This is a genomic window from Prescottella equi, from assembly GCF_020171745.1.
In the GTDB taxonomy this organism is placed as follows: domain Bacteria; phylum Actinomycetota; class Actinomycetes; order Mycobacteriales; family Mycobacteriaceae; genus Prescottella; species Prescottella equi_A.
In genome coordinates, this window is the sequence record NZ_JAIVAH010000023.1 from 1 (window position 1) to 26997 (window position 26997).

Genomic DNA, 26997 nt, shown 5'->3' on the forward strand with positions numbered 1-26997 from the left:
TCGAACAACGCTACCGCCGCGGTCCGCTGATCTTCGGACAGTGAACTCGTCGCCCTCATCAAACTGCTCCCCGGAAGTCGGAACTGAATTTCTCAGTCCAACTTCCGGGGAGCAGTTCACCAGGCGAGAGGAATCCTTCACGATCGGCGTTTGCGGAGCTTTACGCGGTTTCCGCGCCCGATCCCAGCCGGGGGAAGGGCTCGGTGGAGAACACCACCTCCACCGCCACCTCGAAGTAGGCGGCGATCCGCAACGCCAGATGCAGGCTGGGGCTGTACTCACCGCGCTCGAGATAGCCGACGGTCTGGTAGTGGACCCCCAGAGCCTCGGCGAGCTCTCGGCGCGAGATGCCTCGTTCGGCGCGCAGCATCGAGATGCGGTTGTAGATGACCTCAGAAGGCACGCTGCATCGCCTTCTCCCGCCGTGCAGCCATGCTCGAACCCGATTCGTGACGCGCCATGTGCCGCAACACTACCGGGGCGATCAGGAGCCCCGCGACGGCCCACACGCCCAGGACCGCTGCCGTTTCGAGGTGTCGCCAGGACTGGTCGAGCTCGACGGTGACCGCGTCGGCGGGGAGCAGCGCCGAGCGCATCCCGAGGCCGCTCCAGTAGACCGGAAACACCTGGGCAATGCCCTGCAGCCAGCCCGGCAGCGCGGTGATCGGATAGAAGATCCCGGAGATCGCGACCAGCCCCATCAACGGCATCGTCAGCAGGAAGGTGGCACGCGGGCCGTCGAGGACGGCGCCCAGGATCGCGCCGAGCGGCAGCGTCGCGAGCAGGCTGATCGCCACGACCCAGACGAACGTCGCCCACGCGCCGGCCCCGTCCAGCGACGACCCACCGATGATCACCATGCCGGCCACCAGCACCACCGCCACCTGCACGAGGACGGACCCCGCGGCCGCGACGATCTTGCCGACGAAGTAGCCGATCATGCCGCTCGGGACGGCCTTGGCGCGCAGGAGTGTGCCGTCCTCGCGGTCGAGCACCAGGACGTTGGCGATCGCGAAGATGCCGTTGAAGGTGATGATCGTGCCGATCAGTCCCGGCAGCGCGAGTTCGGCGATCGAGAGGTCGCTGCCCGCGTACTCCTTGTGGCGCAGCAGGAAGAGGACCGCGAGCGAGATTGCCGGCGTCAGGAACTGGCCGATCAGATCCGGGGCCGTGGTGAACAGCTGACGCAGTTCGATCCACCCGCGGGTGAGCCCGGCGCGGACCGCGTTGGCAGTGGGATTCATCGGGTGACCTCCGCGAGGGTGAGTGTTTCGGTACCACCGTCGCCGGACTCGTGGCGGCGCACCAATGCCATGTAGGTGTCCTCGAGTGAGGCGCGGCGGACCTCGAGTTCGCCGATGGCATCGCCGTGCTGCTTGAACAGTTCGTGGACGAACTTGGTGGACTCGGTGGTGGTGTGCACGAATCGTTGATCGTCGACGGTCCACCGGACCTCCGCTTCGACGGCGATCTCGCGGGCCAACGCGTCGGGCGAGCCGTCGGCGACGATGCGGCCGTTCGCCAGGATCAGGATCCGGTCGGCGATCTTCTCCGCCTCGTCGAGATCGTGCGTGGTGAGCAGTACCGTCGTGTCCTCCAGGTCGGACAGGCGGTGCACGAGGTCGTGGAAGTCGCGGCGGGCCGCAGGATCGAAGCCGGCGGTGGGCTCGTCCATGAACAGTAACTCCGGGCGGCCGACGATGCCGATCGCCACGTCCAGCCGGCGGCGCTGACCACCGGACAGGGTGGAGATCTTGGCGCCCGCGTGCTCGGTGAGCCCGACGAGATCGATGAGTTCGTCGGTGTCCCATGGCCCTCGGGACGGCTCGGTGGCGTAGGGGCGATAGAACGCCGCAAGATGGTCGAGCAGATCGCGCACCCGCCACTTGGCATGATCTCGCCACGACTGCAGGACGACGCCGATGCGGGCGCGCCAGCGTTCGTCGCCTTCTGCCGGATCGATGCCCAGGACGGAAACGCTTCCGGCCGAGCGTTTTCGGAAACCCTCGAGGATTTCGATCGTGGTGGTCTTGCCCGCCCCGTTCGGGCCGAGCATGACCAGAACCTCACCGCGTCGCGCCTGGAACGTCACGTCGCGCAGAACATCGTTGTCGTCGTACCGCATTCGCAGTGCGTCGACCTCGAGTACAACCCCGTCTCTCGAACTCACGATTCCTCCCCATCGTTGGTCTTCGATGGTTTGTAGCATACCTACTACATTTCGCAGCGACAATGCTCTTGGGAAACCGATCTTGCGGTGATCCTGAAGGATTCCTCTCGCCGGGCGACGGAAATCCTTCAGGATCGACTGTCCGGTGTGTCGGATTCAGCGAGCGCTGCGATCCCTCGTACCGTCGTCGCCGAGGGGCGAGGAGGGTGGGCATGCTGAATGCCGTTCGGGCGGGGTGGATTCTGCTGGCGTGGGTCTGCGCCGGGCTGGCGGTCGTCGCCGCGACCAGTTCGATGATGCAGATCACGTCGTGCGAGCTGGGATATCCGGACGACGGGATCATGCCCGGGGAGGAGTGTGAACGGTCGATCGCCCGCACCTACGGGCCGTCGATCGTGGCCGCGCTCGCCGTCCCGGCGCTGCTGTGCCTGCTCCCCGCCGTCGTCTTTCGGCGCTGGGTCGGGGTGCTGGTCGCCGCGGTTCTGGTCGGCGGTTCGTTCGGCACGTTCTTCGCGCCCGCGCCACAGGCCGTGTTCGGCTTCTTCGTCCCGGCGGCCGTGCTGGCGGTGCTCCTCGCGGGATGGCACGCCTGGCTGCCCGACCGTAGGGTCGCGCTCAGTTCGACCCGAGGAGTCCGAGGAGGCTGACCGACCCGAGTGAGCCGACGACCCCTCCGGGCCCGAGCGAGCCCAAGGACCCCAGGGGGCTGGGTCTGCACTCGGGATCGTCCGATTCACTCTGGCACGCGAACGCCTTGGTGATGAACGTGACCGCGTCCGCCTCGTTGGCGAACAGGCTGCCGATGTGGTCGGCCGGATAGATCCTGAAGTCCGGACGGGTGCCGGCGAGGTTCATTTCCGTGATGAGCTTGACTGTCAACGGAAGCGGTACCGTCGGGTCCTCGGCCCCCTGCGCGATCATCAGCGGCCGGTCGTACCCTGAGGTCGGCACCCGCAGATAGTCGCGCAGTGCGGTCAGTAGTGCCGAATCGTCGAGCGATCGTGAGAGCATCTGGGCCACCGAGACATTCGCGGCAAGCTGGGCGAACTGTCGGTACGGCAGCTCCGGCGCCGCGTCGACCAGTGTGCGGCCGATCGGTGTCAGATAGCTGTCCACGTCGAGTTCGGGATGGATGTCGCGGAATCCGGCGATCACGAACGTCATGAAGTTGGTCAGCCCGGCAATGCCTTTCGGTGGGAAGTCCGGTCCGGCCAGCGGGGTGAATGTCTCGATGTTCGACGGCACGCCGGCCGCGACCGCGCCGCGGTAATCGAGTTCGGGCGCATACGCGGTGGCGGTGCGCGCGGTGAACACCGCGGCCTGTCCACCCTCGGAAAGTCCGATGACCGCCCACCGCGACGAGAGGGTGTCGTCGACGGCGCGGGCCGCCCGCACCGAGTCGATGACGCTGTGTGCCGCGGACTCCCCGTGTAGGTAGGGCGGCACGCCGGGAGTGCCCAGGCCGACATAGTCGGTGGCTGCGACGGCGTACCCGCGGGCCAGCCAGTTCTTCACGTATCGGGCGCTGTCCGAGTCGATGCCGTTGCGCGACGGGGCGTCCGCGTCGGAGTTGCCGATCGTCCCGTGCGCCCAGGCGATCACCGGCCAGCCTCCCGGCGGCGGTGTGCCCTCGGGGACGAACACCAGGCCGGTGCACGGGGTGACGCCGCGCGGGCCCGTGGTCAGGTACGTGACCCGGTACGCCGCGCCGGTGCCCGGCAGCCAAAACGGCTGCGGCAGTGGGGCGGACTCGAGGACTGTCCCGGGTGCGTCGAGTGCCGGTGCGACCATCGGGGCGGCCGACGCAGTGGGAGTGAGGATCTTCGGTGCGCCCGCGACGAGCGCGACGGCGATCGCAGTGACGATACGGCGGCCCATCCGGGAACCCATCATCCGCCGAATCTAGCTCAGCGCCAACGATCGTCGAGGCGGTTCGGCGGAACCGCGTCGGCTCAGATCTCCAGACCGAGCAGCGCGTTCTCGACGACCTCGGGCAGCGCCGGGTGGATCCAGTACTGACCGGTGGCCATGTCCTGCGCCGACAGCCCGAAGCTCATCGCCTGGATGAGCGGCTGGATCACCGTGGGGGCCTGCGCGCCGATGACGTGCGCGCCGAGGAGGCGTCCGGTGCCGCGCTCGGCGATCACCTTGCAGAAGCCCTCGTCGTCCTCCATGGCCCAGCCGTACGCGACGTCGCAGTAGTTCTGCATCTTGACCGTGATGTCGAGGCCGGCCTCGCGGGCCTGCTCCTCGGTCATCCCGACGTTCGCGATCTGCGGGTCGGTGAACACTGCCGCGGGCACGAACCGGTGATCGGTGCGGCGCAGGCGTGCCGTCGAGCGCTCGCTGGGGTTCCAGGCGTCGAGCAGCAGATTGTGCTGGACGACCCGCATCTCGTGGTTCGCGACGTGCTTGAGCTGGTACGGCGACGACACGTCGCCGAGCGCGAACACGCCCTCCGCGGTGGTGCGCTGGTACTCGTCGACGATCACCCGGCCCGACTCGTCGACCGCGATGCCGCCCAGCGCGGCGTCCAGGCGGTCGCCGTTGGGGGTGCGGCCCACCGCGACGAGCAGTTCGTCGCCGGCGACGATCGTGCCGTCCGACAGTTCGATCTCGATGCCGTTGCCCGCCGTCCGTGCGGCGACCATCGGGTTCCCCAGGTGGACGTCCCACTTGCGCTGCGCCAGTTCGGTGAACCACGCGGAGACGTCCTTGTCGAGGTGGCGCAGCAGTCGCTCGCTGCGGCCGATGATCGACACCCGGACGCCCAGCGCCGAGAAGACGTGCGCGAATTCCGCTGCGATGAAACCGGATCCGAGGATCACCAGGCGCTCGGGCAACTCCGGCAGACGCATGATGTCGTCGTTGGTGTGGTAGCGGACGCCGCCCTCGAGGACCTGGTTCGGGATCGTGGGTCGCGATCCGGCGGCGATCACGACCTGGTCGGCGGTGATGACCTCCCCGGTTCCCGTGTCGATGGTGCGCGGACCGACGAACCGGGCGTGCCCCCGGAACACCGTCACGTTGTCGCAGTCCTCGGTTCGGTACCGCTCGCCGCCGGCGGAGATCGGATCGATCCGGCCGAACACTCGCTTGACGATGTCGGGCCAGCGGACGTCGTCGAGCGTCGCGTCGATGCCGAGCTTGGAGGACTCGGTGATCGTGCGCGCCACCTCCGCGGCGTACACGTACATCTTGGTGGGGATGCAGCCGACGTTGAGGCACGTGCCGCCGAAGATGCCCTCTTCGATGATCGCGATCTTCTTGCCGTCGTAGCGTTCGTCGAGGATCGAGTTGCCCGATCCGGTGCCGATGATCGCGATGTCGAAGTGGGTCACGCAGGTGCTCCAGTCTCTCGGGTGGCGTCGAGGTGGTGTGCGTCGAGCCAGGCCAGCCACAGGTCGACCTCGTGGAACGCGTCCGCCAGCGGCTTCTCGGTGGACAGGAAGACATCGTGACGAGCGCCGTCGATCGGAACGATCGTAGTGCGGTCGCCGAGGCAGCCTGCCCACTTGGCGATCTGTTCGACGTCGAGGACGGCGTCGGCCGCGTCGACGGTGGCGTTGTAGCGCGACGCGAACACGGTCCGCTTCGATCGCAGGATCAGCGACGGCACCCCGATGTCGAGACCCTGGTGCAACTGGGCGTGCCCGCGGCGGATCGCGCGGAGCCAGCCGAACCGCACCGGGAAACCGGTGAGTGGCTTCCAGTCGAGGTTGTAGTCCCAGGCGCCGTTCGACCCGATGTGCAGGCTCGAGCCGTACGTGTCGAGCTTCTGGCCGGGCAGCGGGGTCTTGCTCGACACCCGGCCGAGCGCGTCGATCGCCGCCGAAGTGCCGGCCGTGCGCAGCAGCGCCGGTCCCTGCAGGTCGAACCACGGGCTGTTGAGGATGACACCCGCCACACCCGCACCCGCAGATCCGCCTGGTTTGCGCTCGAGCCGGTCGAGCCACAGCGGCAGGATCAGCCCGCCCGTCGAGTGCGCGACGAGCAGGACCTGCCCGCCGCCGATCTGCTCCCGGACCAGGCGTAGCGCCTCGTCCAGTTCCGCGTCGTACAGCTTCAGGTCCGTCACGAAGTGCGGGGTCTGGCCCGGCCGCCGCGAGCGGCCACATTTACGCAGGTCGAGGGCGAAAAAGGAATAGCCCTGCTCGGCGAAGTGCTCGGCGACGTGCTGCTGGAAGAAGTAGTCGGTGAACCCGTGCACGTACAGCACCGCGCGGTTCCCGGTCAGATTGCCGGGCTGGTAGCGGACCAGCGTCGCCTCGGCCTCGCCCTCCCCGTCCGGGTCGGGACCCAAAGGGATCGTCAGCTGCTGGTATCCGTCGCCGAGGACGTCGGGGGCCCAAGTAGTCACGATCACACTCTATTGGGCGAACGAAGTCGTTTGCGAGGGGCACAATTGGGGAAGGTGACGCACAGGTAACCTAAGCGCCACAGGCGCGCGAAAAGCGGTCTGTCCACGCGATGTGTCCGAGCGGGCGATGCGTGCGAATCAGGTCGCGTGTGAACAGACAAGGAAGTCGATTCTCCAGTGTCAGAGCAGAACGTAGTGGCGAAGACCGATGTAGTGCTCGTGGGTGCGGGCATCATGAGCGCAACGCTCGGCGCGATCCTGCGTCAGCTGCAGCCCGACTGGTCGATCACCACCTTCGAGCGACTCGACGCCGCCGCGGCCGAGAGCAGTGACCCGTGGAACAACGCGGGCACCGGCCACTCGGCGCTGTGTGAGCTGAACTACACCCCGGCCAAGGGTGACGGCGTCGACATCAGCAAGGCGATCAACGTCAACGAGCAGTTCCAGGTCTCGCGGCAGTTCTGGGCGTACGCCGTCGACAACGGGATCCTCACCGATCCCAAGGAGTTCATCAACCCGATCCCGCACGTGAGCTTCGTGCACGGCGCGGACAACGTGAAGTACCTGCGTGCGCGCTACGAGGCCCTCGCCGGCCACCCGCTGTTCGCCGGTATGGAGTACTCGGAGTCCGAGGGCTTCTTCGCCGAGCGTCTGCCGCTCATGGCCAAGGGTCGCGACTACACCGATCCGGTCGCCCTGAACTGGACCGAGTCCGGCACGGACGTCGACTTCGGTGCGCTCACCAAGCAGCTCCTGGGCTACGTCGGCAAGTCCGGCGGCCAGGTGTTCTTCGGTCACGAGGTCCGCAACCTCACCAAGCAGTCCGACGGCAGCTGGCTGGTCAAGGTCGAGAACCTGCGCACCGGCGCCAAGAAGACCGTCAACGCCAAGTTCGTGTTCGTCGGCGCCGGCGGCGGTGCGCTGCACCTGCTGCAGAAGTCGGGCATCAAGGAGGCCAAGGGCTTCGGCGGCTTCCCCGTCAGCGGCCAGTTCCTGCGCTGCACCAACCCCGAGCTCATCGCCCAGCACCGTGCCAAGGTGTACGGCAAGGCCGCCGTCGGTGCGCCTCCGATGTCGGTGCCGCACCTCGACACCCGCGTCATCAACGGCCGTCAGGGCCTGCTCTTCGGCCCCTACGCCGGCTGGTCGCCCAAGTTCCTCAAGAACGGCAAGGTCACCGACCTGCCCGGCTCGGTCAAGCCCAACAACCTGACCTCGATGCTCGGCGTCGGTCTGACGGAGCTGGGCCTGACCAAGTACCTCATCGGTGAGCTCATGCAGTCGCCCGCCGACCGCATCAACACGCTGCGCGAGTTCGTGCCGCGCGCCACGGGCGGCGACTGGGAGCTCATCACCGCCGGTCAGCGCGTGCAGGTCATCCGTAAGAAGGGCAAGGGCGGCGTGCTCGAGTTCGGCACCGCCGTCGTCAACGCCGAGGACGGCACCATCGCCGGCCTGCTCGGCGCCTCGCCGGGCGCGTCCACCGCGGTTCCCGCGATGCTCGACGTCCTGCAGCGCTGCTTCCCGCGCGAGTTCCAGGCGTGGACCCCGAAGCTGCAGCAGATGGTCCCGTCGTTGGGCCTGAAGCTCTCGGACAACACCGACCTGTTCCAGCAGGTCTGGGACTGGAGCACCCGCTCGCTCGAGCTCGGTGACGTCCCCGCGTCGGTGCCCGCGCATGCGGCCCCGGTGGTCGAGTCCGCCACCGTCTGACATACCCCCACCCGCCGCGGCCCGGAGTCTCACTCCGGGCCGCGGCGGCGTGCTGTCGGGCCCTCACCCGGCACACGGTAGGGTGCTGCAGCAGAGAAACGTCTGCGGGGAAGTCCTGTGAGAACCAGGCGCGGTCCCGCCACTGTGAGGGCGCACGAGGTGCACCCGAAGCCAGAATGCCGCAACGTTTCGCAAGGCCAAGCTCTCGGCGAGGAAACCGAGAAGTGAAGGGATTCGATCGTTGCGTCACAGTCACGAACCTGCCGGTTATCCGTTCAGTGCCATCGTCGGGCAGGACCGCCTACGGCTGGCGCTGATCCTGTGCGCAGTCCACCCCGGCATCGGCGGAGTGCTGGTTCGGGGCGAGAAGGGCACCGCCAAGTCCACCGTGGTGCGCGCGCTCACCGCGCTGCTGCCCGAGGTGGGGGAGGGCCGCCGGGCCCGGCTCGTGGAACTGCCGGTCGGGGCGACCGAGGACCGCGTCGTCGGCTCGATCGACCTCGAGAAGGTGCTCCGCGACGGCGAACGCGCTTTTCAGCCCGGACTGCTCGCCGACGCGCACCAGGGCGTGCTGTACGTCGACGAGGTCAACCTCCTGCACGACCATCTGGTGGACGTGCTGCTCGACGCCGCCGCGATGGGCCGGGTGCACGTCGAACGCGACGGTGTCTCGCACTCCCACCCTGCCAGGTTCGTGCTCGTCGGCACCATGAACCCCGAGGAGGGCGAGCTGCGCCCGCAGCTGCTCGACCGGTTCGGTCTCGCCGTCGACGTTGCCGCCTCGCGCGACGTGGACGTGCGTATGCAGGTGGTCCGCCGACGCCTCGACTACGAGCGCGACCCCGACGGCTTCGCCGCCCGGTACGCCGACGAGGATGCCGACCTGGCCCGCCGGATCGCGGACGCCCGCGCCGTCGTCGACGGTGTCGCACTGTCCGACACCGAACTGCGCCGCATCGCGTCGGTGTGCGCGTCGTTCGACGTCGAGGGCATGCGCGCCGACCTGGTGCTCGCGCGCACCGCGACCGCGCACGCCGCGTGGCGTGGCGCCGACGCGGTCACCGAGGAAGACGTGCGGATCGCCGCGGAACTGACTCTGCCGCACCGACGTCGGCGCGACCCGTTCGACGAGCCCGGCCTCGACCCGCAGCAGCTCGACGACGCGATGGACCAGGCCGACGCCGACGCGCGTGCGCAGGACGAGCCCGAACCAGATCCCGACGGTCCGGGCGGCGGCGAGTCGCCGACCGAGCCCGAGTCGCCCGTCGGCGACTCGAAAACCGAAACGGGTGAACAGGATTCACCGGCGCCGGGCAGTGGATCGGGGTCGGAGCGAGGCACAGGTGCGCCCGGCCCGCAGTTCCGGGCGCGACTGCTCGAGATTCCCGGACTCGGCGAGGGTGCTCCCGGCCGGAGGTCCCGGTCCCGCTCGACCCGCGGCCGCACCGTGCGGGCGACGACCGAGCCGGGCACCGGCCTCCACTTGGTGGGCACGCTGTTCGCCGCCGCCGAGCATCAGGTGACGCGGGGACGTGCCGGTGGTCCGATGCGGCTGGCAGCCGGTGACATTCGCGGAGCCGTCCGAGAGGGCCGCGAGGGCAACCTGGTGCTGTTCGTGGTGGACGCGTCCGGTTCGATGGCCGCGCGGGATCGCCTGGCCGCCGTCACCGGCGCCGTCGTCTCGCTGCTGCGCGACGCCTACCAGCGCCGGGACAAGGTCGCCGTGATCACCGTCCGCGGCAAGAACGCCGAACTGGTGCTCCCGCCGACGTCGTCCGTGGACGTCGCGGTGCGTCGCTTGCGGGCGATGAAGACCGGCGGACGCACGCCCCTCGCGGCGGGCTTCCTGAAGGCGCGTGAGGTCGTTCTGCGCGAGCGGGTGCGTGATCCGCGCCGCCGCGCCCTCGTCGTCGCGCTCACCGACGGCCGCGCCACCGGCGCGAAGGATGCCGTCGCCCGCGCGCGGCGGGCCGCGGGGATGCTGGCCGACACGAACGCCGCGTCGATCGTCGTCGACTGCGAGACCGGCATGGTCTGCCTCGGGTTGGCCGCCGAACTCGCGCGCGACCTGCGCGGCGGCTACGTCCGTCTCGCGGAACTGTCCGCGCAGCAGGTCGCCGGCGTCGTCCGCGCGGCCGCCTGAGCTGGGTCAGCCGAACAGACAAGCCCGAGAAAGGGACTGCACATGCCTCAGGGCGTACCCGAGAACGTGCCCGCCGACGGGCTCACCACCCGTCAGCGCCGCAACCAGCCCGTCCTGGCCGTCCACACCGGCCCCGGTAAGGGAAAGTCGACGGCCGCCTTCGGGATGGCGCTGCGCGCCTGGAACCAGAGCTTCGACGTCGGCGTCTTCCAGTTCGTCAAGAGCGCGAAGTGGAAGGTGGGCGAGGAGGCCGCGTTCCGGGCGCTCGGCGAGCTGCACACGAACAGCGGCGTCGGCGGTGCGGTGGAATGGCACAAGATGGGCGAGGGCTGGTCCTGGACCCGTAAGCACGGCACCGAGGAGGACCACGCCGCCGCGGCGGCGGAGGGCTGGCAGGAGATCGCCCGCCGTCTGGCGGCCGAGACGCACCGGTTCTACGTGCTCGACGAGTTCACCTACCCGCTCAAGTGGGGCTGGGTGGATGTCGACGAGGTGGTCGAGGTGCTGCGGAACCGGCCCGGCAACCAGCACGTCGTCATCACCGGCCGGGACGCGCCGCAGGCGCTGATCGACGCCGCCGACCTGGTGACCGAGATGACGAAGATCAAGCACCCGATGGATGCCGGCCGCAAGGGCCAGCGCGGCATCGAATGGTGAACGCTCCCAGCACCCCGGCCGTCGTGATCGCGGCCCCGGCGTCGGGCAGCGGCAAGACGACCGTCGCGACCGGCCTCGTCGGCGCGCTCCGTGCCGCCGGCCCTCGGGTCGCGCCGTTCAAGGTCGGACCCGACTACATCGATCCCGGCTACCACGCGCTGGCCGCCGGGCGGCCGGGCCGGAACCTGGACACCGTACTGGTGGGCGCCGAGCGGATCGGCCCGTTGTTCCGGCACGGCAGCGACGACTGCGACATCGCGGTGGTCGAGGGCGTGATGGGGCTGTTCGACGGCAAGATCGACCCCGGATCGACCGAGCCGTCGGCGGAGGGCTCCACCGCGCAGGTGGCCGCCGCCCTGGGTGCGCCGGTGGTCCTGGTGATCGACGCGCGCGGGCACAGCCAGAGTTTGGCCGCTGTGCTGCACGGCTTCTCGACCTACGACGCAGCCGTGCGCATCGGCGGGGTGATCCTCAACCGGGTCGGCAGTGCCCGGCACGAGCAGGTGCTGCGCCAGGCGTGCGAGCGGGTGGGGCTGCCGGTCCTCGGGTCCGTGCCGCGCCTGGCCGAACTCGAGGTCCCGTCCCGGCACCTCGGGCTGGTGCCGGCCGTCGAACACGGCCGCGCTGCCCTCGACGCCGTCGCCGCGATGACGGAACTCGCGGCCGCGCACCTTGACCTGGATGCGATCCGGGCGCTCGCGCGCTCGTCCGTCGACGATGCCGCGTGGGATCCGGCCGCCGAGGTCGGGCCGGTCCCGAGCGGCCCGCGTCCGGTGATCGCGCTGGCCGGGGGTGTCGCGTTCACGTTCGGGTACGCCGAGCACCGCGAACTGCTCGACGCCGCGGGCGCCGACGTCGTGGCGTTCGACCCGCTGCAGGACGAACTGCCCACCGGCACCGCCGGTCTGGTGTTGCCCGGCGGCTTCCCCGAGGAGCACGCGGTGGCGCTGTCGGCGAACACGGCACTGCTGCAGCAGGTTCGACAGCTCGCCGCCGACGGGGCTCCCATCCACGCCGAGTGCGCGGGACTGCTGTACCTGACCCGCAGCCTCGACGGGCACCCGATGGCCGGTGTGATCGACGTCGACGCCCGCTTCGGCTCGCGGCTGACGCTCGGCTACCGGGAGGCCGTCGCCGTGACGGACTCGGTGCTCTTCGACGCCGGAACCCGCGTCACCGGACACGAGTTCCACCGCACCGCGCTCGACACGGAGACGGCCGATGGGTTCGGCCCGGCCTGGGGCTGGCGGGCGTGGGACGCCGGGGCCACCCGGGAGGGCTTCGCCGCCGGATCGGTGCACGCGTCGTACCTGCACACCCATCCCGCCGGGAACCCCGACGCGATCCGCCGCTTCGTGGAGGCCGCTCGTGGGTGACCTGTGCGTCGGCGTGGGCGCCGGCAGCCGGGTAGGCGCCGCCGACATCGTCGCCGCGGTCCTCGAGGTGTGTGGCGACGAGCCGGTGCGGGTACTGGCCACGCTGGACCGGAAGACCGTGCTGGCGCCGTTCGTGGACGCGGCCGAGGTGCTCGGCGCCGCACTGGTCGGGTACCCGGCCGAGGACCTCGCGGCGGTGACCGTGCCGAACCCCGCCGAGACGGTGGACGGCGCCGTGGGGACGCCCAGCGTTGCCGAGGCCGCCGCGATCCTCGCCGCGAACGACGGCCCGCTGATTGTGACGAAGCACGTGACGAATGGCGTGACCCTCGCGGTCGCCCGTAGTGTTTCGTGATCTGTCGAGATGACAACCGAACGATTCTGGAGAACGGGGAGACGAGTGTCTGCTTCCGCCGGTGACGAGACCAGCTACCTGGTCGGACTCAACCTGACGGACCGTCGTGTCGTGGTGGTCGGTGGCGGCACCGTCGCGCAGCGCCGCCTCGGCCTGCTGGTGGCGTCCGGCGCGAACGTCCACCTCATCAGCCGCGAGGTCACACCCGCGGTCGAGGGCATGGGTACGTCCGGGCAGATCACGGTCGAACTGCGCGACTACCGGGACGGCGACCTCGACGGCGCCTGGTACGCGATCGCGTGCACCGACGAACCCGACACCAACGCCGCGATCGTCGCGGAGGCCGAGCGCAGCCGGATCTTCTGCGTCCGCGCCGACAGCGCCCGCGAGGGCACCGCCGTCACCCCGGCCACCGGAACCTTCGACGGTCTGTCCCTCGGGGTGCTCGCGGGCGGTGCACACCGGCGCTCGGCCGCGGTACGCACCGCGCTGCTCGAGGCGCTGCAGTCCGGGGCCGTCACCGACACCGACGAGGCCCCGGCGCCCGGCGTCGCGCTGGTCGGTGGGGGACCGGGCGACCCCGACCTCATCACCGTGCGCGGTCGTCGCCTGCTGGCGCGCGCCGACGTCGTCGTCGCGGACCGGCTCGCGCCGCCGGAACTGCTCGCCGAACTCGGACCGCACGTCGAGGTCATCGACGCCGCGAAGATCCCGTACGGCCGCGCGATGGCGCAGGAGGCGATCAACGCCGCCCTGATCGACAACGCGAAGGCCGGCAAGTTCGTCGTCCGGCTCAAGGGCGGCGACCCGTACGTGTTCGGCCGCGGCTACGAGGAGCTCGAGGCGTGCGCGGAGGCCGGCGTTCCGGTGACCGTCGTGCCCGGCATCACCAGTGCGATCTCGGTGCCGTCGGCGGCCGGCATCCCCGTCACGCACCGCGGCGTCACCCACGAGTTCGTCGTCGTCAGTGGGCACGTCGCCCCCGACCACCCGGATTCGCTCGTGGACTGGTCGGCGCTGGCGAAGCTGCGCGGCACGATCGTGCTGCTGATGGCCGTCGAGCGGATCGAGAAGTTCGCGGCCGTTCTCGTCGAGGGCGGTCGCCCCGCCGAGACGCCGGTCACGGTGATCCAGGAGGGCACGCTGCGCACCCAGCGGGTGCTGCGCGCCGACCTCGCGACCGTCGCCGCGCGGGTCCGGGAGGAGAACATCCGCCCGCCGGCGATCGTCGTGATCGGTCCGGTGGCCGGGTTTTCCGTCGACCCTCGGTAACGTGAACTCTTGTGTCTGACTCCATCGTCGTGAAGTACCCCGTGACCACACGGGCGTTCGGTCTCGCGATCGTCGTCCTCAGCGGCATGCAGCTGATGATGGTGCTCGACGGCACGGTCGCCTCGCTCGCGCTCGCCAAGATCCAGGAAGACCTGGGGCTCAGCGATTCCGGGCGCAACTGGGTGATCACGTCGTACGCGCTGACGTTCGGTGGCCTGATGCTTCTGGGCGGTCGCCTCGGTGACGCGTTCGGCCGCAAACGGGTGTTCATCGGCGGCGTGGCGTTGTTCACGGTCACCTCACTGCTGTGCGGACTCGCCGTCAACGAGGCCACCCTGGTCGCCGCGCGCGCCCTGCAGGGCGTCGGCGCGGCGATCGCGTCGCCGACGGCACTCGCCCTCGTCGCCACGACGTTCGCGCCCGGCCCGGTGCGCAACCAGGCCATCGCGATCTTCGCGGCCATGACGGGCATCGGCTCGGTGCTGGGTCTGATCGTCGGCGGCGCGCTCACCGAGGTGTCCTGGCGGTGGATCTTCCTCATCAACGTTCCGATCGGCCTGGTCATCCTGCTGCTCGCGTTCCGGGCGCTGGAGGAGACCAATGCCGAGCGCCTCAAGCTCGATGTCCCGGGCGCGATCCTCGCGACCCTCGGCTGCACCGGCGTCGTGTTCGGCTTCACCGAGGGACCCGAGATGGGCTGGGGCAGTCCGCTCGTCCTGGTCGGGCTGGTCGGCGGTCTGGCCCTGCTGGGTGCCTTCCTGGCCGTGGAGCGGCGCGCCGAGAATCCGCTGCTGCCGTTCTCGCTGTTCCGCAACCGCAGCCGCGTCGCGACGTTCATCTCGCTCGCCCTCGTCGGCATGGTGATGTTCTCGCTCGCGCCGTTCGTAGCGCTGTTCGTCCAGGACGTCCTGAAGTACACGCCGCTGCACGCCGGCCTCGCGTTCGTGCCGTTCGCGTTCGGTCTCGGCGCCGCGGCGTTCGTCGCCTCCAAGATCGCCGTGAAGGTGCAGCCGCGCTGGCTCGTCGTCGCGGGAACCCTGATCACGTTTGTCGGCCTGATGTACGGCTCGACCCTCGACGCGTCCGCGACGTACGTCGGCAACCTGTTCGTGCTCGTCGTCGGGGTCGGTTTCGGTGTCGGCCTCGCGGTGGTGCCGCTGCCGCTGTGTGCCATCGCCGGTGTGGGGCCGAGCGAGATCGGTCCGCTCGCCGCGATCGCACAGGTGGCGCAGACGCTGTTCGGGCCCGTCGGTCTCGCGATCGTCGGCGCGATGGCCACGTCCAAGACCATGTCGCTCGGCGGCGTGTCGGGTGTGCCGGCCACCGAGATGAACCAGACCCAGCTCGACGCCCTCTCCAGCGGTTACACCTTCGCGCTGCTCGGCTGCGCGATCCTCGCCGCGCTCGCCGCGCTTGCCGCGCTGTTCATCCGGTTCACGCCCGAACAGGTCGCACAGGCCCAGGTCGCGGAGAAAGCCGCGCAGCAGGCCTGAACCGGTCCCGGCGCTTAGGATCTCGCGAGTGGTCGACACCCTGCTCTCCGTCCTGCTCGCTCTCGGTTCCGCGCTGTGCATCGCGATCGGGAACGTGATGCGGCAGCGGGCCGCGACATCGGCGTCGGACTCCCTCACGGAGTCGATCCGCGACCGCGCCTGGTGGACGGGTGCCCTTGCGGGCGCCGCCGGTTACGGCCTGCAGGCGGCGGCGCTCGGTGTCGGATCGCTGCTGTTGGTGCAGCCGCTGCTGGTGCTGTCGCTGATGTTCGCGCTGCCGCTGAGCGCGCGGTTGTCGGGCCGGACGGTGCGCGTATCGGACTGGGCGTGGGCGGCGACGTTGACCGTGGCCGTCGCACTGCTGGTCGTCGTCGGCGACCCGAAACCGGGTGCCGAGCGCGCGGAGACCTGGCACTGGATGGTCGTCGCGGCGATCGGGGTGCCCGCGCTCGCACTGTGCCTGCTCGGTGCGCGGAGCGGGTCCGCCGCCCGGCGCGCACTGCTGTTCGGACTCGCCGGTGGCGCGCTGTTCGGCGTGGGGGCGGTGCTCACCAAATCCGTTGTGCACCTGCTCGCGCGGGGCCCGGTGTCGCTGCTGACGTCACTCGAGGTGTACGTGCTGGTCGCGGTGTTCGCGGCCGCCGTCGGGATCCAGCAACTCGCGTTCCGCACCGGAGAGCTGCAGGCGTCGCTGCCCGCGACGACGGTGACGGAACCGGCCGTCGCCGCGCTCCTCGGGTTCGTGGTGTTGGGTGAATATCTCGACGTGGGCCGCGGCGTCGGCCTGCTGCTGATCGCCGCGCTCGTCGCGACCGCCGTGTCGGTCGTCGCGCTCGCGCGCGGCGCCGCCGAACACGAGGGCGGCGCCCCGGTTCGTGACGTCGTGACCGGCGTCAGGTCAGGATGATCAGTTCGGAGTCCGACGCGATCTCCACCCGCAGCCCCGCCTTCGCCGCGACCCGGGCGACGCCCTTGATGTCGGACGGCTCCGCACGGGTCACCGTCAGTGCGCGCGCCAGCAGACCCTTGTGATGTTTGTTGAAGTGGCTGACCACCTTGCGGGAGCCGTCCGGCTGCTCGGTGAGGACAGTCGCGATCATCGCGTCCGGCACCGGGCCGAGCTGCTGGTAGGTGCCCGAACGCAGGTCCACCACCAGCCCGCCGTCGGCCTCCGTGACCAGTGCGTCGGTCAGTTCCGGCTTCCACAGGGACTGCAGCGTGCCGAAGCCCGGCAGCCTGGAGCCGCCGGACAACCGGTACGCCGGGATCGGGTCGCCCGCGCGGACGGCGCCGAACAGCGCCGACCCCATCGCGAGTCGGCGGAACGCCTTCTCCCGCTGCACCTTCGTGAACGACTTCGCGTCGAGGGCGTCGAACAGCACGCCGGTGTAGCGCTCGAGCGCGGGACGGGTGGGGGAGACCCACAGCTTGGCGTTGCGCTCGATCTCGTCGGCCTGCTTCGGTCCCAGCCCCAACGCCAGGTTCGACGCTTCGGTGTCCGCCGCGAGGTCGACGAGCGCCGTCGCGAGCATCTCGCGGGTCTCCGTCAGCTGCGGCATCGACAGCTCGCCGAGATCGAGCGGCACGCCCTTGCCGCCGTCGGACTTGGTTTCGGAAGGGGGAAGCAGCACCAGCACAGTGGGTAACCGTACCGGTGTTGCCGACCGGAAACAGGTCTGGCCTCCGCCCCGTGGGGCGAAGGCCAGACGTGCGACCGATGTCAGGTCAGGGTGTCAGCTCAGGCGCGACGACAGCTCAGGCGCGACGACGCAGTGCCGTCACTGCCAGGCCGGCGGCGATGGCGCCACCGATCGCGAGCGGAGCCACCGGCAGGCCGCTGTCCGACTCGTTCTGGACGCTCGCGGCGTTCTCGATCTCCGGAGCATCGACGACCAGGTTCGCGGGCGGCAGCGGAGCGAACGTGATCGGCGTCGTGGTGTCCTGGGTCCGGTCGGTGGAGCCGTGTGCCATGACGGTGTAGATCGAGCACGTGTTCACGAAGCAGTTCGAGTCGCCCTTGATCGCGGTCGCGGAAATGGTCGCCGTCCAGGCGCCGTCCACGATCTGACCCGGGGCGAGGTATCCGGTGGTGATCCACGCGCCGGCGTTAGTGGTCGAGAACTTGTTGTCCTGGACGATGCCGTAGTAGATGCCGGTGTCGGCCGCGGCGCCCTGGAACCCGGTGCCCGAGACGGTGATGGTCTCACCCACGGTCAGGTTCGTGGTCTTCGATGCGGTCACCGCAGGAGTGGTGGGCGCGACGACCGGGGCAAACGTGACGGGGGTCTGGGTGTCCTGGCTGCGGTCGGTGGGCGTGTACCGGTCCGCGAACGTGAAGATCGAGCAGGCGTTCACGTAGCAGTCCGCGTCGCCCTTGATCGCGGTGGCCTTCAGTGTTGCGGTGAAGCCGCCGTCGACAACCTGCGCTGCCCTGATCCATCCGTAGTCGTTGTAGGCGCCGATATTGCTGGTCGAATACTTGTCGTTCTGCGCAAGACCGAAGTAGACGCCCTGGCCCTCGCGACCGAACCCGGTGCCGGTGATCGTGAGGTCTTCGCCGTTCGTCAGCCCGGTCGTCTTCGACACTGTCAGGGTCGGGCCGGCCGGGGCGACCGGTGCTGCGAACGTGATCGGGGTCTTGGTGTCCTGGCTGCGGTCGGTGGACCCGTGCGCCATGACGGTGTAGATCGAGCAGGCATTGGCGACGCAGTCCGCGCCGCCCTGGATGGCCTTGATGTTGAGCGTGGTGCTCCAGGCGCCGCCGACGATCGAGGTCGGAACGACGAAAGTCTGTGCGCCCCAGGCATCCGCGTCAGTGAAGGACCACTCGTTGTCCTGGATGACGCCGACGTAGATGCCCTTGCCAGCGGCACCCTCGAAGCCGGTGCCGGAGATGATGATGTCTTCACCGGCGGCGGCGATGTCCGTGGTCTTCGAGGCGGTCACCTGCGGCGCGGGGGTCTCGGGGCCGGGATCGCTCGATCCGAGGCTGCCCAGCGAGCCGAACGGGCTGGTCTGTGCTGCGGCGACGCCCAACGGCAGCGTGCAGGCGACCGTGGCGGCAACCGCCACGACCGCGGACTTTGTTAACGCGCGCATTTTCCTACCTTCTGGTGTGTGTCGCCGAAACATGGCGAGTGTTAGGTAAAGCTAGCCTTAATTAGGCCGTACGTAAAGAGGTTTGTTCGGTCCTGTGTGTGTGCCGAACTGGTTGTGATTCAACGATTTTGGGCGTGTCTCACGAGGGGTGCCCGGTGTGGGCACCCCTCGGTCAAACGCTGGGTGCTAGGTCCGGCGGCGAAGCGCGACGGTGGTCGCGACCGCGAATCCGGCCCCGATGACCGCGCCGATGAGAAGTGGGATGATCCACGCGGTGCCGTCGGAGATCGCGTCCGCGAGATTGCGGATTGCGGAATCGGACGTGCTGTTCGACTCGTCCGCAGCGGAGATGTCGCCGTCGGTCGGGCCGCCGTCCGCGGTCAGGGCTGCGGCCGCGGCCTTGTCGGCGTTGGGCGCGTTGGGGTCGTCGCCGAAACTGACGGGCGTCTGGGTGTCCTGGCTGCGGTCACTCGAGCCGTGCGCGGCGACGGTGTAGATCGAGCAGGCGTTCTTGGTGCAGTCCGAGTCACCCTTGACGGCCTGGACCTTCATGCTGGTCGACCAGGCGCCGTCCTTTATCCTGCTGGGCGTGATGTACGCGGTGGTCATCCAGGCGCCCGCATCGGTCGTAGAGAACTTGTTCTCCTGGATCAGGCCGACGTAGATACCGGGCTGCTCACCCGAGAAGCCGGTGCCCGAGATGGTGATCTCGTCGCCCTCGATCTTCAACCCCTTGGCCTTCGACACCGTCACGGCAACGGTCTTCGCGGCACCGGGCGCGCCGGCGGCAGTCAGCGCGGGCGGCGCGGTGACGGTGCCCGGGGCGACTCCGCCGACGAAGCTCACCGGGGTCTTGGTGTCCTGGCTGCGATCCGAGGAACCGTGTGCCATGACGGTATAGATCGAGCACGCGTTCTTCATGCAGTCGAACGCTCCGGACGTGGAGACGAGGTCCATCGGCAGCGACCAGTTGCCGCCCGAGATCTGCTCGGGCTTGACGAACGCCGAGGTCATCCACACCGACGCGTCGGCGGCGGAGAACACGTTGTCCTGCACGAGACCGACGTACAGGCCGGGGGCCGCGCCGGAGAAGCCCGACCCGGAGATCGTGATGTTCTCGCCCGCGGGATTGATGTCGGACGCCTTCGACAGCGACACCGACAGGTTGCTGTTGGCCGTGAACGTGGTGCCGGGCGCAGCGCCCGCTGCACCGGGTCCCGTTGCGCCCCCACCGGTTCCGGTGCCACCGCCACCGGTGACCGGCGGTGCGGTGCCGACGAAGCTGATCTTGGTCTTGGTGTCCTGGCTGCGGTCCGACGAGCCGTGCGCTGCGAGCGTGTAGATGGCGCACTCGTTGTTGACGCAGTCACCGTTCGCAAAAGCGCCGATGACGTCGATCGTCACCGAGAACGAGCCACCCGGCATGTCGGCCGGCTTGATGTACTTCGTGCCGTAGAACATGTCGGCATTCGTCGACGAGTACTTGCTCGTCTGCGCCATGCCCACGTAGATGCCCATGCCGGTCGTCGCGAACCCGCTGCCGCGGACGCTGATCGTGTCGCCCTGGGCATTGAGTCCGGTGGTCTTGCTCGTGCTGACGCGGGGTCCGCTGCCCGTCACCGGCGGCGTCGTCGTGGTCGTGGGTGGCGTGGTCGTCGGAGGTGTCGTCGTCGGCTTCGGCGTCGTGGTCGTCGGCTTCGGAGTCGTCGTGGTCGGCGGCACCGTCGTCGTCGTGGTGGGAGGCGTCGTGGTCGTCGTCGGCGCGGTTGTCGTCGTGGTGGGGGCCGGAGTGGTCGTCGGAGTCACGGCCGCGAACGACACCGGGACGTCGGTGTCCTGGGTGCGGTCGCTCGAGCCGTGGGCTGCGACGGTGTAGATCGAGCAGGCATTCGCGATGCAGTCGAACGCGCCCGCCTTGGCGACGACCTTGACGCTCGTGCTCCACGCGCCGCTCTTGATGTCGGCCGATGTGATCCACTTCTGGGTCATCCAGACGCTGCCGTCGGTGGTCGAGAACTTGTCGTCCTGGACCAGTCCTACATAGATGCCGGCGCCCGCCCCGGAGAAGCCTTCGCCCGAGACGGTGATCGTGTCGCCGTCCTTCAATCCGGTCTTCGGGGTGACGGTTGTGACCGGCGAACTCGGAGCTGCTTGGGCAACGGCTCCGCCGCCGGTGGAAGGGGCGGAAACGGCAATGCCGACCGGCAACGCCAGCGACATCGCGACTGCCATGGTCGCGAGGGCAGCCCTGCGTAACGCGTGCATCTTTCTTCTTCCTGGTCGCAGCCGCGGTTGCGCGCTTGGGGACGCGCGGAACCTCGGGGGAAAGCTAAGCCTATGGTTATGAAGGCGAGGCTAAGCTACCTCGAGTTCCGGGAAATTGGGTGAGTTACGTCATTTCCCGTGAATTTTGTGGCGGACCAGCGCCGGTCCGGGGGAGCGCCGAGGATGTCGCCGACCGGTGCCCTCGATCGGTCTCCGCACTTCACCGACTAGGCTGGTGCCCCGTGATCACTCGCATGTCGCACCTGTTCCTTCGCACCCTCCGCGACGACCCGGCCGACGCCGAGGTCGCCAGCCACAAGCTGCTGGTTCGCGCCGGCTACGTGCGCCGCATCGCGCCCGGCGTCTACTCGTGGCTGCCACTGGGCCTGCGGGTGCTGCGCGAGGTGGAGCGAGTGGTCCGCGAGGAGATGAACGCGATGGGCGCGCAGGAGATCCTGCTGCCCGCGCTGCTGCCGCGCGAGCCGTACGAGACGTCGAACCGCTGGACCGAGTACGGCGCCGGCCTGTTCCGCCTCAAGGACCGCAAGGGCAACGACATGATGCTCGGTCCCACCCACGAGGAGCTCTTCGCGCTCACCGTCAAGGGTGAGTACAACTCGTACAAGGACTTCCCGGTCACGCTCTACCAGGTGCAGACCAAGTACCGCGACGAGGAGCGGCCCCGCGCCGGCATCCTGCGCGGCCGCGAGTTCGTCATGAAGGACTCGTACTCGTTCGACCTCACCGACGAGGGCCTGACGGCGTCGTACCAGGCGCACCGCGACACCTACGAGCGGATCCTCGCCCGTCTCGACGTCAAGTACGTGATCGTGTCCGCCACCTCGGGTGCGATGGGCGGCAGCGCGTCGGAGGAGTTCCTGGCCGAGAGCGAGATCGGCGAGGACACCTACGTCCGCTGCATCGAATCCGGCTACGCCGCCAACGTCGAGGCCGTCAAGACGCTCGCTCCCGCGCCCATCCCGTTCGACGGCCTGCCCGCCGCCGAGGTGCGCGACACCCCCGGAACCGAGACCATCGACACCCTCGTCGAGTGGGCCAACGGCGCCGACCTCGGTAAGACCGTGACCGCCGCGGACACGCTCAAGAACATCATGGTGAAGACCCGCGTGCCCGGCGGCGAGTGGGAACTGCTCGCAATCGGCATCCCCGGCGACCGCGAGGTGGACGAGAAGCGACTCGAGGCCGCGCTCGAGCCCGCCGAATACGTGCTCATCACCGAGACCGACTTCAAGAACAACCCGTTCCTCGTCAAGGGCTACATCGGCCCGAAGGCGCTGCAGGAGAACGGTGTCCGCTACCTCGTCGACCCGCGCGTGGTGGACGGCACCAGCTGGATCACCGGCGCCGACGAGGAAGGCAAGCACTACGTGGGTCTGGTCGCCGGCCGCGACTTCACCCCCGACGGCACCATCGAGGCCGCCGAGGTGCGTGACGGCGATCCGTCGCCCGACGGCGCCGGCGCACTGGTGGCCGCCCGCGGCATCGAGGTGGGCCACGTGTTCCAGCTGGGCCGCAAGTACACCGATGTGTTCAACGTCGACGTGCTCGGCGAGAACGGCAAGCCGGTCCGTCCGACCATGGGCTCGTATGGCATCGGCGTCTCGCGCCTGGTCGCGGTGATCGCTGAGCAGCACCACGACGACAAGGGCCTGCGCTGGCCGGCCGAGGTCACCCCGTTCGACGTGCACCTGGTGATCGCGAACAAGGACGACGCCGCCCGCGAGGGCGCCGAGGCCCTGGCCGCCGAGCTGGACAAGGCTCGCGTCGAGGTCCTGTTCGACGACCGCAAGGCGTCGCCGGGCGTGAAGTTCAAGGACTCCGAGCTGATCGGCGTCCCGCTGGTCGTGGTCGTGGGCCGCGGCTTCGCGGAGGGCAACGTCGAACTGCGCGACCGCTTCACCGGCGAATCCCGTGAGGTGCCCGTCGACGGTGCGCTCGCCGAGATCCTCGCCGCGATCCGTAGCTGATCCGATCCCGAGGCCGGGCGTCGCTGTTGCGGCGCCCAGCCTCGGTCTCAGTCGCTCGGTTCGGCCGGGTTCACGTCCCGAGCGATCCGGGCGTCGTATTCGGCTCGGCCGGAGTCGATGTCGAGGAACACGGTGTCCAGCCCGAGGGTCCGGCGCAGTGTCCTGGCGACCGGCCGCGGGAACAGTTGCCACACGGCACTTCCCGTCGACAGGCGGTGCGGTACGACGGCCTGGCGCCGCCCCCGCCGTAGTGTCGCGACGATGGCCGCGGCCACCTGCTCCGGAGGAATGGGCCGGGTCATCCGGCCCGGCGTGGTTCCCGAAACCAGCGCGGTGTTCGTGAACGACGGCAGCACTGTCGACACCCGGACGCCGTGAGCGGCCAGTTCGGCGTCGAGCGCCTCACCGAACCCGACCACTGCGAACTTGGTGCCGTTGTACACGGCCATGCCGGGCGCCGGGATGCGTCCGGCGATGGACGCGACGTTCACGATCCGCCCCTCGCCGCGCGGCACCATCCGCCGCGCCGCGGCCCGGGCGCCGGTCATCACGCCGATCACGTTCACGTCGACCGCCCGGCGGATCACCGCGTCCGTCTGCTCGAGCACCGGGCCGATCGGCATGATCCCGGCGTTGTTGATCCAGATCGCGACCGGACCGAGGTGGGCTTCGACGTCGTCGAGGAAGGTCTCGACCGATGCCGTGTCGGTGACGTCCAGTCGGCTGCCGTGGACGCCGAGTTCCTCGGCGGCCAGTGCGGTGCGGGCCGGGTCGAGGTCGCCGATTGCGACGTGCGCCCCGGCGTCGCGCAGGGCCGCGGCCGTCGCCCAGCCGATTCCACGGGCGCCGCCGGTGACCACCGCGACGCGACCTCTCGGGTCGATACCCCTCATGCGTGGTTCTCCTTCAGGTCGTCCAGCGTGCGGTGCAGGACCTTCCCCGACGATCCGCGGGGCAGGGTGTCGACGAAGACGACGTCGCGGGGCATCCGGGACCGGGGGAGTTCGGCCGCGAGGTAGTCGCGGACCGCCCGTTCGTCGAGGTCCCCGACGCACACGACATACGCGCGCAGGCGCTGCCCGAACTCGGTATCCGCGACCGGGGTGACGGCCGCGTCCGCGATCGCCGGATGGTCGAGGAGTGCGAGTTCCACCTCCTCGGGAAACACGTTCTCGCCGCCGGAGACGATCATCGAGTCCGACCGTCCCGACACGTGCAGGCGGCCGAACGCATCGACGTGCCCGAGGTCGCCGGTGTCGAGAAACCCGTCGGCGCCGGAGCGCCGGGTGCCGTCGGTGTAGGCGTCGATCTGGGCCGGGGTGCGCACCAGGATCCGGCCCGTGGCGCCGGCGGGCAGGACGCGTCCCGCGGCGTCGGCGATCCGGAGCGTGGTGCCCAGCGTTGGACGTCCGGCGCAATTCGGGGCGTTCGCCAGATCCGACGGCGTCGCGATGCTGATGTACGCGGCCTCTGTGGAGCCGTACAGGTTGTGCAGCACCGGGCCGAGAGCCTCGGAGACCGCCTGGACGAGTGCGGGTTCCAACCGTGCCCCACCGCTGGCGACGATGCGCAGCGCGGACAGGTCCGTGGTTCGGACGCTGCCGCCGAGGTCGACGATGCGGCGGAGCATTGTGGGCACCGCGATGAACGCACCGCAGCGGAACCGTTCGAGGTCGGCCAGCGCACCCGCCGCGTCGAATCGTCGACGGAGCACCAGCGTCCCGCCCAGCATAAGAGTGAGGACCGCGACCAGTAGTCCCCATCCGTGGAAGACGGGCGCCGACAACAGGACCCGCTCGCCGCCCCGGAGGGAGATGCGCTCGAGCAGGCCGGCGGTCAGCAGCAGCGTTCGGGGCTCGGCGCGCGGCGCCCCCTTCGGGATCCCGCTGGTGCCGCTCGTGAGGATGACCAGCGACGCGGGATGCGGGGGACGGGGCGGCGGAGCGTGGGCACCGCGGTCGACGAGACGGTCGAGCGCGTCTGCGGGAGCTTCGTCGTCGTACCACGCGCACCAGCGGTGACCGTCGAATTCGGCTACGGCAGAGCCGAACTCCCCGTCGTAGACGATCGCGTCGAGGCGTTCACGCTCGGCGACGACGGCCACCTGCTGCGGACCGAAGTCCGCGCCGAGCAACACGACGCGCGCACCGACGGCGGCGCCCGCGCACAGCGTGACGAGGGCATCCGCATGGTTGCGGCACAGGATGCCGATGCTCGGTTGCCGCCCACGATCGGGAAGTTCGCCACGGAGGGCGTTCGCGAGGCGGTGGGTGCGTTCGGCGAACTCGGCGAACGTGAGGCTCCCGTGGTCGTCGATCACCGCGACAGCGTCGCCGTGCACGGCCGCGCAGTACGCCGGTAGCCCGCCGAACGGCCCCAGTCGTGCGACGGCGCGGACTCCGGCGACCGCCGCGCGGGGCTCGCGGGGGACCATCCCGGCGGTCCACAGGACGCGTGCGGCGGCGGCCTCGTTGCGGAGCCGTGTGGCCGTGGTTCGAAGCTTCATCGTGCTCCTCGTCAGCGGTGCGGGAAGAAGAGTTTCGCTCGATTGCCCAGATTGAGGGCGCGCAGCAGCGTGGCCCGGAATCGGTCCGGGTACGCGATCGGGATGCGCTGGGAGGTGACGGTCTGCGGTTCGGTGTAGCGCACGATGCCCTCCCGGCCGTGCCGGCGGCCGACCCCGCTCGCGCGCATCCCGCCCATCGGCGCGCCGAGGGCCGCGATCGCCGACAGGTAGCCGTCGTTGACGCCCACACCCCCGGCGACGATCCGCTGTGCGATCGCGCGGCCCCGTTTCGGATCCCGGGACCACACACTCGCACTCAGCCCGTACTCGCCGGCATTGGCGGCCCGGACGGCCTGGTCGTCATCGGCCACCCGGTACACCGACACGACGGGCCCGAAGGTCTCCTCGGCGAACACGAGCATGTCGTCGGTGACGTCGGCGAGCACGGTCGGCTCGTGGAACAGCGGACCCAGATCGGGGCGCGGTCGACCCCCGGCGAGTACCGTCGCACCCTTCGTGACCGCGTCGTCGACGTGGCGGACGGTGTTCTCGAGTTGTCGGTCGGAGGTCAGGGATCCCATGTCGACGTCGTAGGTGTACCCGGGCCCCAGCCGGAGTCGGCGCGTCCGTTCGACGAGCGCCGCGACGAACCGCGGATACACGTCCTGGTGCACGTAGATCCGCTCGATGCCGATGCACATCTGCCCGGCGTTCGAGAAGCACGCCTGCACCGCTCCCGTTGCGGCGGAATCGACGTCGGCGTCGGCGCACACGATCATCGGGTTCTTGCCGCCGAGTTCGAGCGACGCCCCGATCAGACGGTCCGCGCAGCGGCGGCCGATCTCGCGCCCGGTGGCGGTCGATCCGGTGAAGGACACGTAGTCGACGGCGTCGATCACCGCAGGCCCGATCCGGCTGCCGGAACCGGCGACCACCTGCCAGAGCGGTGCGGGTAGCCCGGCGTCGACGGCCAGTGTCCGGGCCAGCAGCAGCGTCAACGGCGTCTGCGAATCGGCCTTGCTGAGCACCGCATTGCCGGCCACGAGCGCGGGGATCACGTCGCCGACCGCGAGAAACAGCGGGTAGTTCCAGGGGGCGATCACCCCGACCAGTCCCTTGGGTCGGTAGCTCACCCGGGCCGTGACGACGCCGGGGACCGCGCTCGTCGCGCGATGCGACTTCAGGTGCACGGCGCCGGTCGTCCCGTAGTAGGTGGCGACCTGGACGACGCCCTGCACCTCGATCGCGGCGTGGACCCGGGCCTTGCCGGTCTCCCACTGCATGAGGTCGCACAGTTCGCGCTCGTGGGCGATCAGGGCACGGGCGAAGCGCCGCACCAGCTTCTCTCGATCACCGACGGGTGTGTCGGCCCAGCGTGACTGCGCTCGGCGGGCGGCGGCGGCCGCGGCCGCGATCGAGTCCGGATCGGACTGCGGCACCGCGGGGAGCAGGTCGCCGTCGAACGGCGCGCGGGCGCGGTGCAACTCCGCGGAGCCGGGGAGTTGCCGGAGCAACTCGTCGAGCAGGCCGGGTCCGATGCCGGGAGGTGGAGTTGCGGAGCATTCGGCTCCGGTGGTCGCGAGCGAGGTCACGCGTACCT

The 26997-nt window shown here is 69.7% G+C and carries 22 protein-coding genes; 10 read left to right on the forward strand and 12 right to left on the reverse strand.

What is annotated here, in order from left to right; genetic code table 11:
• Positions 1 to 160 precede the first annotated feature (160 nt).
• The 3 genes from LCL87_RS19330 to LCL87_RS19340 are packed head-to-tail and all read right to left on the reverse strand — an operon-like array spanning position 161 to position 2125.
• The gene (locus LCL87_RS19330; RefSeq protein WP_084846777.1) at positions 161 to 403 is read right to left on the reverse strand and encodes a helix-turn-helix transcriptional regulator; all 243 of its coding nucleotides are present in this window, start codon (positions 401 to 403) and stop codon (positions 161 to 163) included.
• The gene (locus tag LCL87_RS19335) at positions 393 to 1244 is read right to left on the reverse strand and encodes an ABC transporter permease (protein ID WP_225022689.1); all 852 of its coding nucleotides are present in this window, start codon (positions 1242 to 1244) and stop codon (positions 393 to 395) included. Before LCL87_RS19335 ends, LCL87_RS19330 begins: the two co-directional genes overlap by 11 nt.
• The gene (locus LCL87_RS19340; RefSeq protein ID WP_237692485.1) at positions 1241 to 2125 is read right to left on the reverse strand and encodes an ABC transporter ATP-binding protein; all 885 of its coding nucleotides are present in this window, start codon (positions 2123 to 2125) and stop codon (positions 1241 to 1243) included. The genes LCL87_RS19335 and LCL87_RS19340 overlap by 4 nt, the downstream gene beginning before the upstream one ends.
• Before the next feature lie 257 nt (positions 2126 to 2382).
• Between LCL87_RS19340 and LCL87_RS19345 the strand changes: the two genes are divergently transcribed.
• Entirely contained in the window at positions 2383 to 2817 is a 435-nt protein-coding gene (locus LCL87_RS19345; RefSeq protein ID WP_225022700.1) for a hypothetical protein, read from the forward strand.
• Here LCL87_RS19345 and LCL87_RS19350 read toward each other — a convergent pair.
• Genes LCL87_RS19350 through LCL87_RS19360 form a run of 3 tightly spaced genes read right to left on the reverse strand, consistent with a single transcriptional unit; the run spans position 2786 to position 6530 of the window.
• Positions 2786 to 4063 carry a lipase family protein gene (locus tag LCL87_RS19350; protein WP_225022702.1) on the reverse strand — a complete coding sequence of 426 codons (1278 nt, stop codon included), beginning with the start codon at positions 4061 to 4063 and terminating at the stop codon, positions 2786 to 2788. The two genes, LCL87_RS19345 and LCL87_RS19350, sit on opposite strands and share 32 nt — an antisense overlap.
• A 59-nt stretch (positions 4064 to 4122) precedes the next feature.
• Positions 4123 to 5511: a mycothione reductase gene (gene mtr, locus LCL87_RS19355; protein WP_225022704.1), complete on the reverse strand. Its 1389-nt coding sequence runs from the start codon at positions 5509 to 5511 to the stop codon at positions 4123 to 4125.
• Positions 5508 to 6530 (reverse strand): alpha/beta hydrolase, encoded by a 1023-nt coding sequence (locus LCL87_RS19360; RefSeq protein WP_225022706.1) that lies wholly within the window; start codon positions 6528 to 6530, stop codon positions 5508 to 5510. Before LCL87_RS19360 ends, mtr begins: the two co-directional genes overlap by 4 nt.
• Before the next feature lie 177 nt (positions 6531 to 6707).
• Here LCL87_RS19360 and mqo point away from each other — a divergent pair, with 177 nt between their 5' ends.
• The 8 genes from mqo to LCL87_RS19400 all read left to right on the forward strand — a co-directional run bounded on the left by mqo (position 6708) and on the right by LCL87_RS19400 (position 16446).
• Entirely contained in the window at positions 6708 to 8243 is a 1536-nt protein-coding gene (mqo, locus tag LCL87_RS19365; RefSeq protein WP_225022708.1) for a malate dehydrogenase (quinone), read from the forward strand.
• A gap of 241 nt (positions 8244 to 8484) precedes the next feature.
• Complete coding sequence (locus LCL87_RS19370; protein WP_225022710.1) at positions 8485 to 10386, forward strand: magnesium chelatase subunit D family protein; 1902 nt, start codon at positions 8485 to 8487, stop codon at positions 10384 to 10386.
• A 42-nt stretch (positions 10387 to 10428) separates the two neighbouring features.
• Positions 10429 to 11043 carry a cob(I)yrinic acid a,c-diamide adenosyltransferase gene (cobO, locus tag LCL87_RS19375; protein ID WP_225022713.1) on the forward strand — a complete coding sequence of 205 codons (615 nt, stop codon included), beginning with the start codon at positions 10429 to 10431 and terminating at the stop codon, positions 11041 to 11043.
• Positions 11037 to 12419: a cobyrinic acid a,c-diamide synthase CobB gene (locus LCL87_RS19380; RefSeq protein WP_225022715.1), complete on the forward strand. Its 1383-nt coding sequence runs from the start codon at positions 11037 to 11039 to the stop codon at positions 12417 to 12419. Before cobO ends, LCL87_RS19380 begins: the two co-directional genes overlap by 7 nt.
• Complete coding sequence (locus tag LCL87_RS19385; RefSeq protein WP_225022717.1) at positions 12412 to 12774, forward strand: cobalamin biosynthesis protein; 363 nt, start codon at positions 12412 to 12414, stop codon at positions 12772 to 12774. The genes LCL87_RS19380 and LCL87_RS19385 overlap by 8 nt, the downstream gene beginning before the upstream one ends.
• Before the next feature lie 45 nt (positions 12775 to 12819).
• Positions 12820 to 14046: a uroporphyrinogen-III C-methyltransferase gene (gene cobA / locus LCL87_RS19390; protein WP_225022719.1), complete on the forward strand. Its 1227-nt coding sequence runs from the start codon at positions 12820 to 12822 to the stop codon at positions 14044 to 14046.
• An 86-nt stretch (positions 14047 to 14132) separates the two neighbouring features.
• A complete protein-coding gene (locus tag LCL87_RS19395; RefSeq protein WP_225023080.1) occupies positions 14133 to 15539 on the forward strand; it encodes an MFS transporter in 1407 nt (468 codons plus the stop codon).
• 28 nt (positions 15540 to 15567) lie between these two features.
• A complete protein-coding gene (locus LCL87_RS19400) occupies positions 15568 to 16446 on the forward strand; it encodes a DMT family transporter (RefSeq protein WP_225022721.1) in 879 nt (292 codons plus the stop codon).
• Here the strand turns inward: LCL87_RS19400 and yaaA are convergent.
• From yaaA to LCL87_RS19415, 3 genes are all read right to left on the reverse strand, one after another.
• Positions 16433 to 17176, reverse strand: coding sequence for a peroxide stress protein YaaA (yaaA, locus tag LCL87_RS19405; protein WP_225022723.1), 744 nt, complete (start codon positions 17174 to 17176; stop codon positions 16433 to 16435). The two genes, LCL87_RS19400 and yaaA, sit on opposite strands and share 14 nt — an antisense overlap.
• A gap of 118 nt (positions 17177 to 17294) precedes the next feature.
• Positions 17295 to 18638: a hypothetical protein gene (locus tag LCL87_RS19410; RefSeq protein WP_225022725.1), complete on the reverse strand. Its 1344-nt coding sequence runs from the start codon at positions 18636 to 18638 to the stop codon at positions 17295 to 17297.
• Positions 18639 to 18824: 186 nt separating this feature from the next.
• On the reverse strand, positions 18825 to 20870 hold the full coding sequence (locus LCL87_RS19415; RefSeq protein ID WP_225022727.1) for a neocarzinostatin apoprotein domain-containing protein: 2046 nt from the start codon (positions 20868 to 20870) through the stop codon (positions 18825 to 18827).
• A gap of 275 nt (positions 20871 to 21145) precedes the next feature.
• Between LCL87_RS19415 and LCL87_RS19420 the strand changes: the two genes are divergently transcribed.
• The gene (locus tag LCL87_RS19420) at positions 21146 to 22891 is read left to right on the forward strand and encodes a proline--tRNA ligase (RefSeq protein WP_225022729.1); all 1746 of its coding nucleotides are present in this window, start codon (positions 21146 to 21148) and stop codon (positions 22889 to 22891) included.
• Positions 22892 to 22938: 47 nt separating this feature from the next.
• Here LCL87_RS19420 and LCL87_RS19425 read toward each other — a convergent pair whose 3' ends face one another.
• The 3 genes from LCL87_RS19425 to LCL87_RS19435 are packed head-to-tail and all read right to left on the reverse strand — an operon-like array spanning position 22939 to position 26989.
• Positions 22939 to 23784, reverse strand: coding sequence for an SDR family oxidoreductase (locus LCL87_RS19425; RefSeq protein WP_225022731.1), 846 nt, complete (start codon positions 23782 to 23784; stop codon positions 22939 to 22941).
• Complete coding sequence (locus LCL87_RS19430; protein ID WP_225022733.1) at positions 23781 to 25397, reverse strand: AMP-binding protein; 1617 nt, start codon at positions 25395 to 25397, stop codon at positions 23781 to 23783. Before LCL87_RS19430 ends, LCL87_RS19425 begins: the two co-directional genes overlap by 4 nt.
• Positions 25398 to 25408: 11 nt before the next feature.
• Positions 25409 to 26989: a succinic semialdehyde dehydrogenase gene (locus LCL87_RS19435; protein WP_225022735.1), complete on the reverse strand. Its 1581-nt coding sequence runs from the start codon at positions 26987 to 26989 to the stop codon at positions 25409 to 25411.
• Positions 26990 to 26997 lie beyond the last annotated feature (8 nt).

Excerpts from the sequence above, each read along its gene's own strand:
- LCL87_RS19350 (WP_225022702.1), bottom strand. The coding sequence starts at position 4,063 with ATGATGGGTTCCCGGATGGGCCGCCGTATCGTCACTGCGATCGCCGTC.
- LCL87_RS19395 (WP_225023080.1), top strand. The coding sequence starts at position 14,133 with ATGCAGCTGATGATGGTGCTCGACGGCACGGTCGCCTCGCTCGCGCTC.
- LCL87_RS19345 (WP_225022700.1), top strand. The coding sequence starts at position 2,383 with ATGCTGAATGCCGTTCGGGCGGGGTGGATTCTGCTGGCGTGGGTCTGC.
- LCL87_RS19410 (WP_225022725.1), bottom strand. The coding sequence starts at position 18,638 with ATGCGCGCGTTAACAAAGTCCGCGGTCGTGGCGGTTGCCGCCACGGTC.
- LCL87_RS19340 (WP_237692485.1), bottom strand. The coding sequence starts at position 2,125 with ATGCGGTACGACGACAACGATGTTCTGCGCGACGTGACGTTCCAGGCG.
- LCL87_RS19415 (WP_225022727.1), bottom strand. The coding sequence starts at position 20,870 with ATGGCAGTCGCGATGTCGCTGGCGTTGCCGGTCGGCATTGCCGTTTCC.
- LCL87_RS19425 (WP_225022731.1), bottom strand. The coding sequence starts at position 23,784 with ATGAGGGGTATCGACCCGAGAGGTCGCGTCGCGGTGGTCACCGGCGGC.
- LCL87_RS19430 (WP_225022733.1), bottom strand. The coding sequence starts at position 25,397 with ATGAAGCTTCGAACCACGGCCACACGGCTCCGCAACGAGGCCGCCGCC.
- LCL87_RS19380 (WP_225022715.1), top strand. The coding sequence starts at position 11,037 with ATGGTGAACGCTCCCAGCACCCCGGCCGTCGTGATCGCGGCCCCGGCG.
- LCL87_RS19335 (WP_225022689.1), bottom strand. The coding sequence starts at position 1,244 with ATGAATCCCACTGCCAACGCGGTCCGCGCCGGGCTCACCCGCGGGTGG.
- cobO (WP_225022713.1), top strand. The coding sequence starts at position 10,429 with ATGCCTCAGGGCGTACCCGAGAACGTGCCCGCCGACGGGCTCACCACC.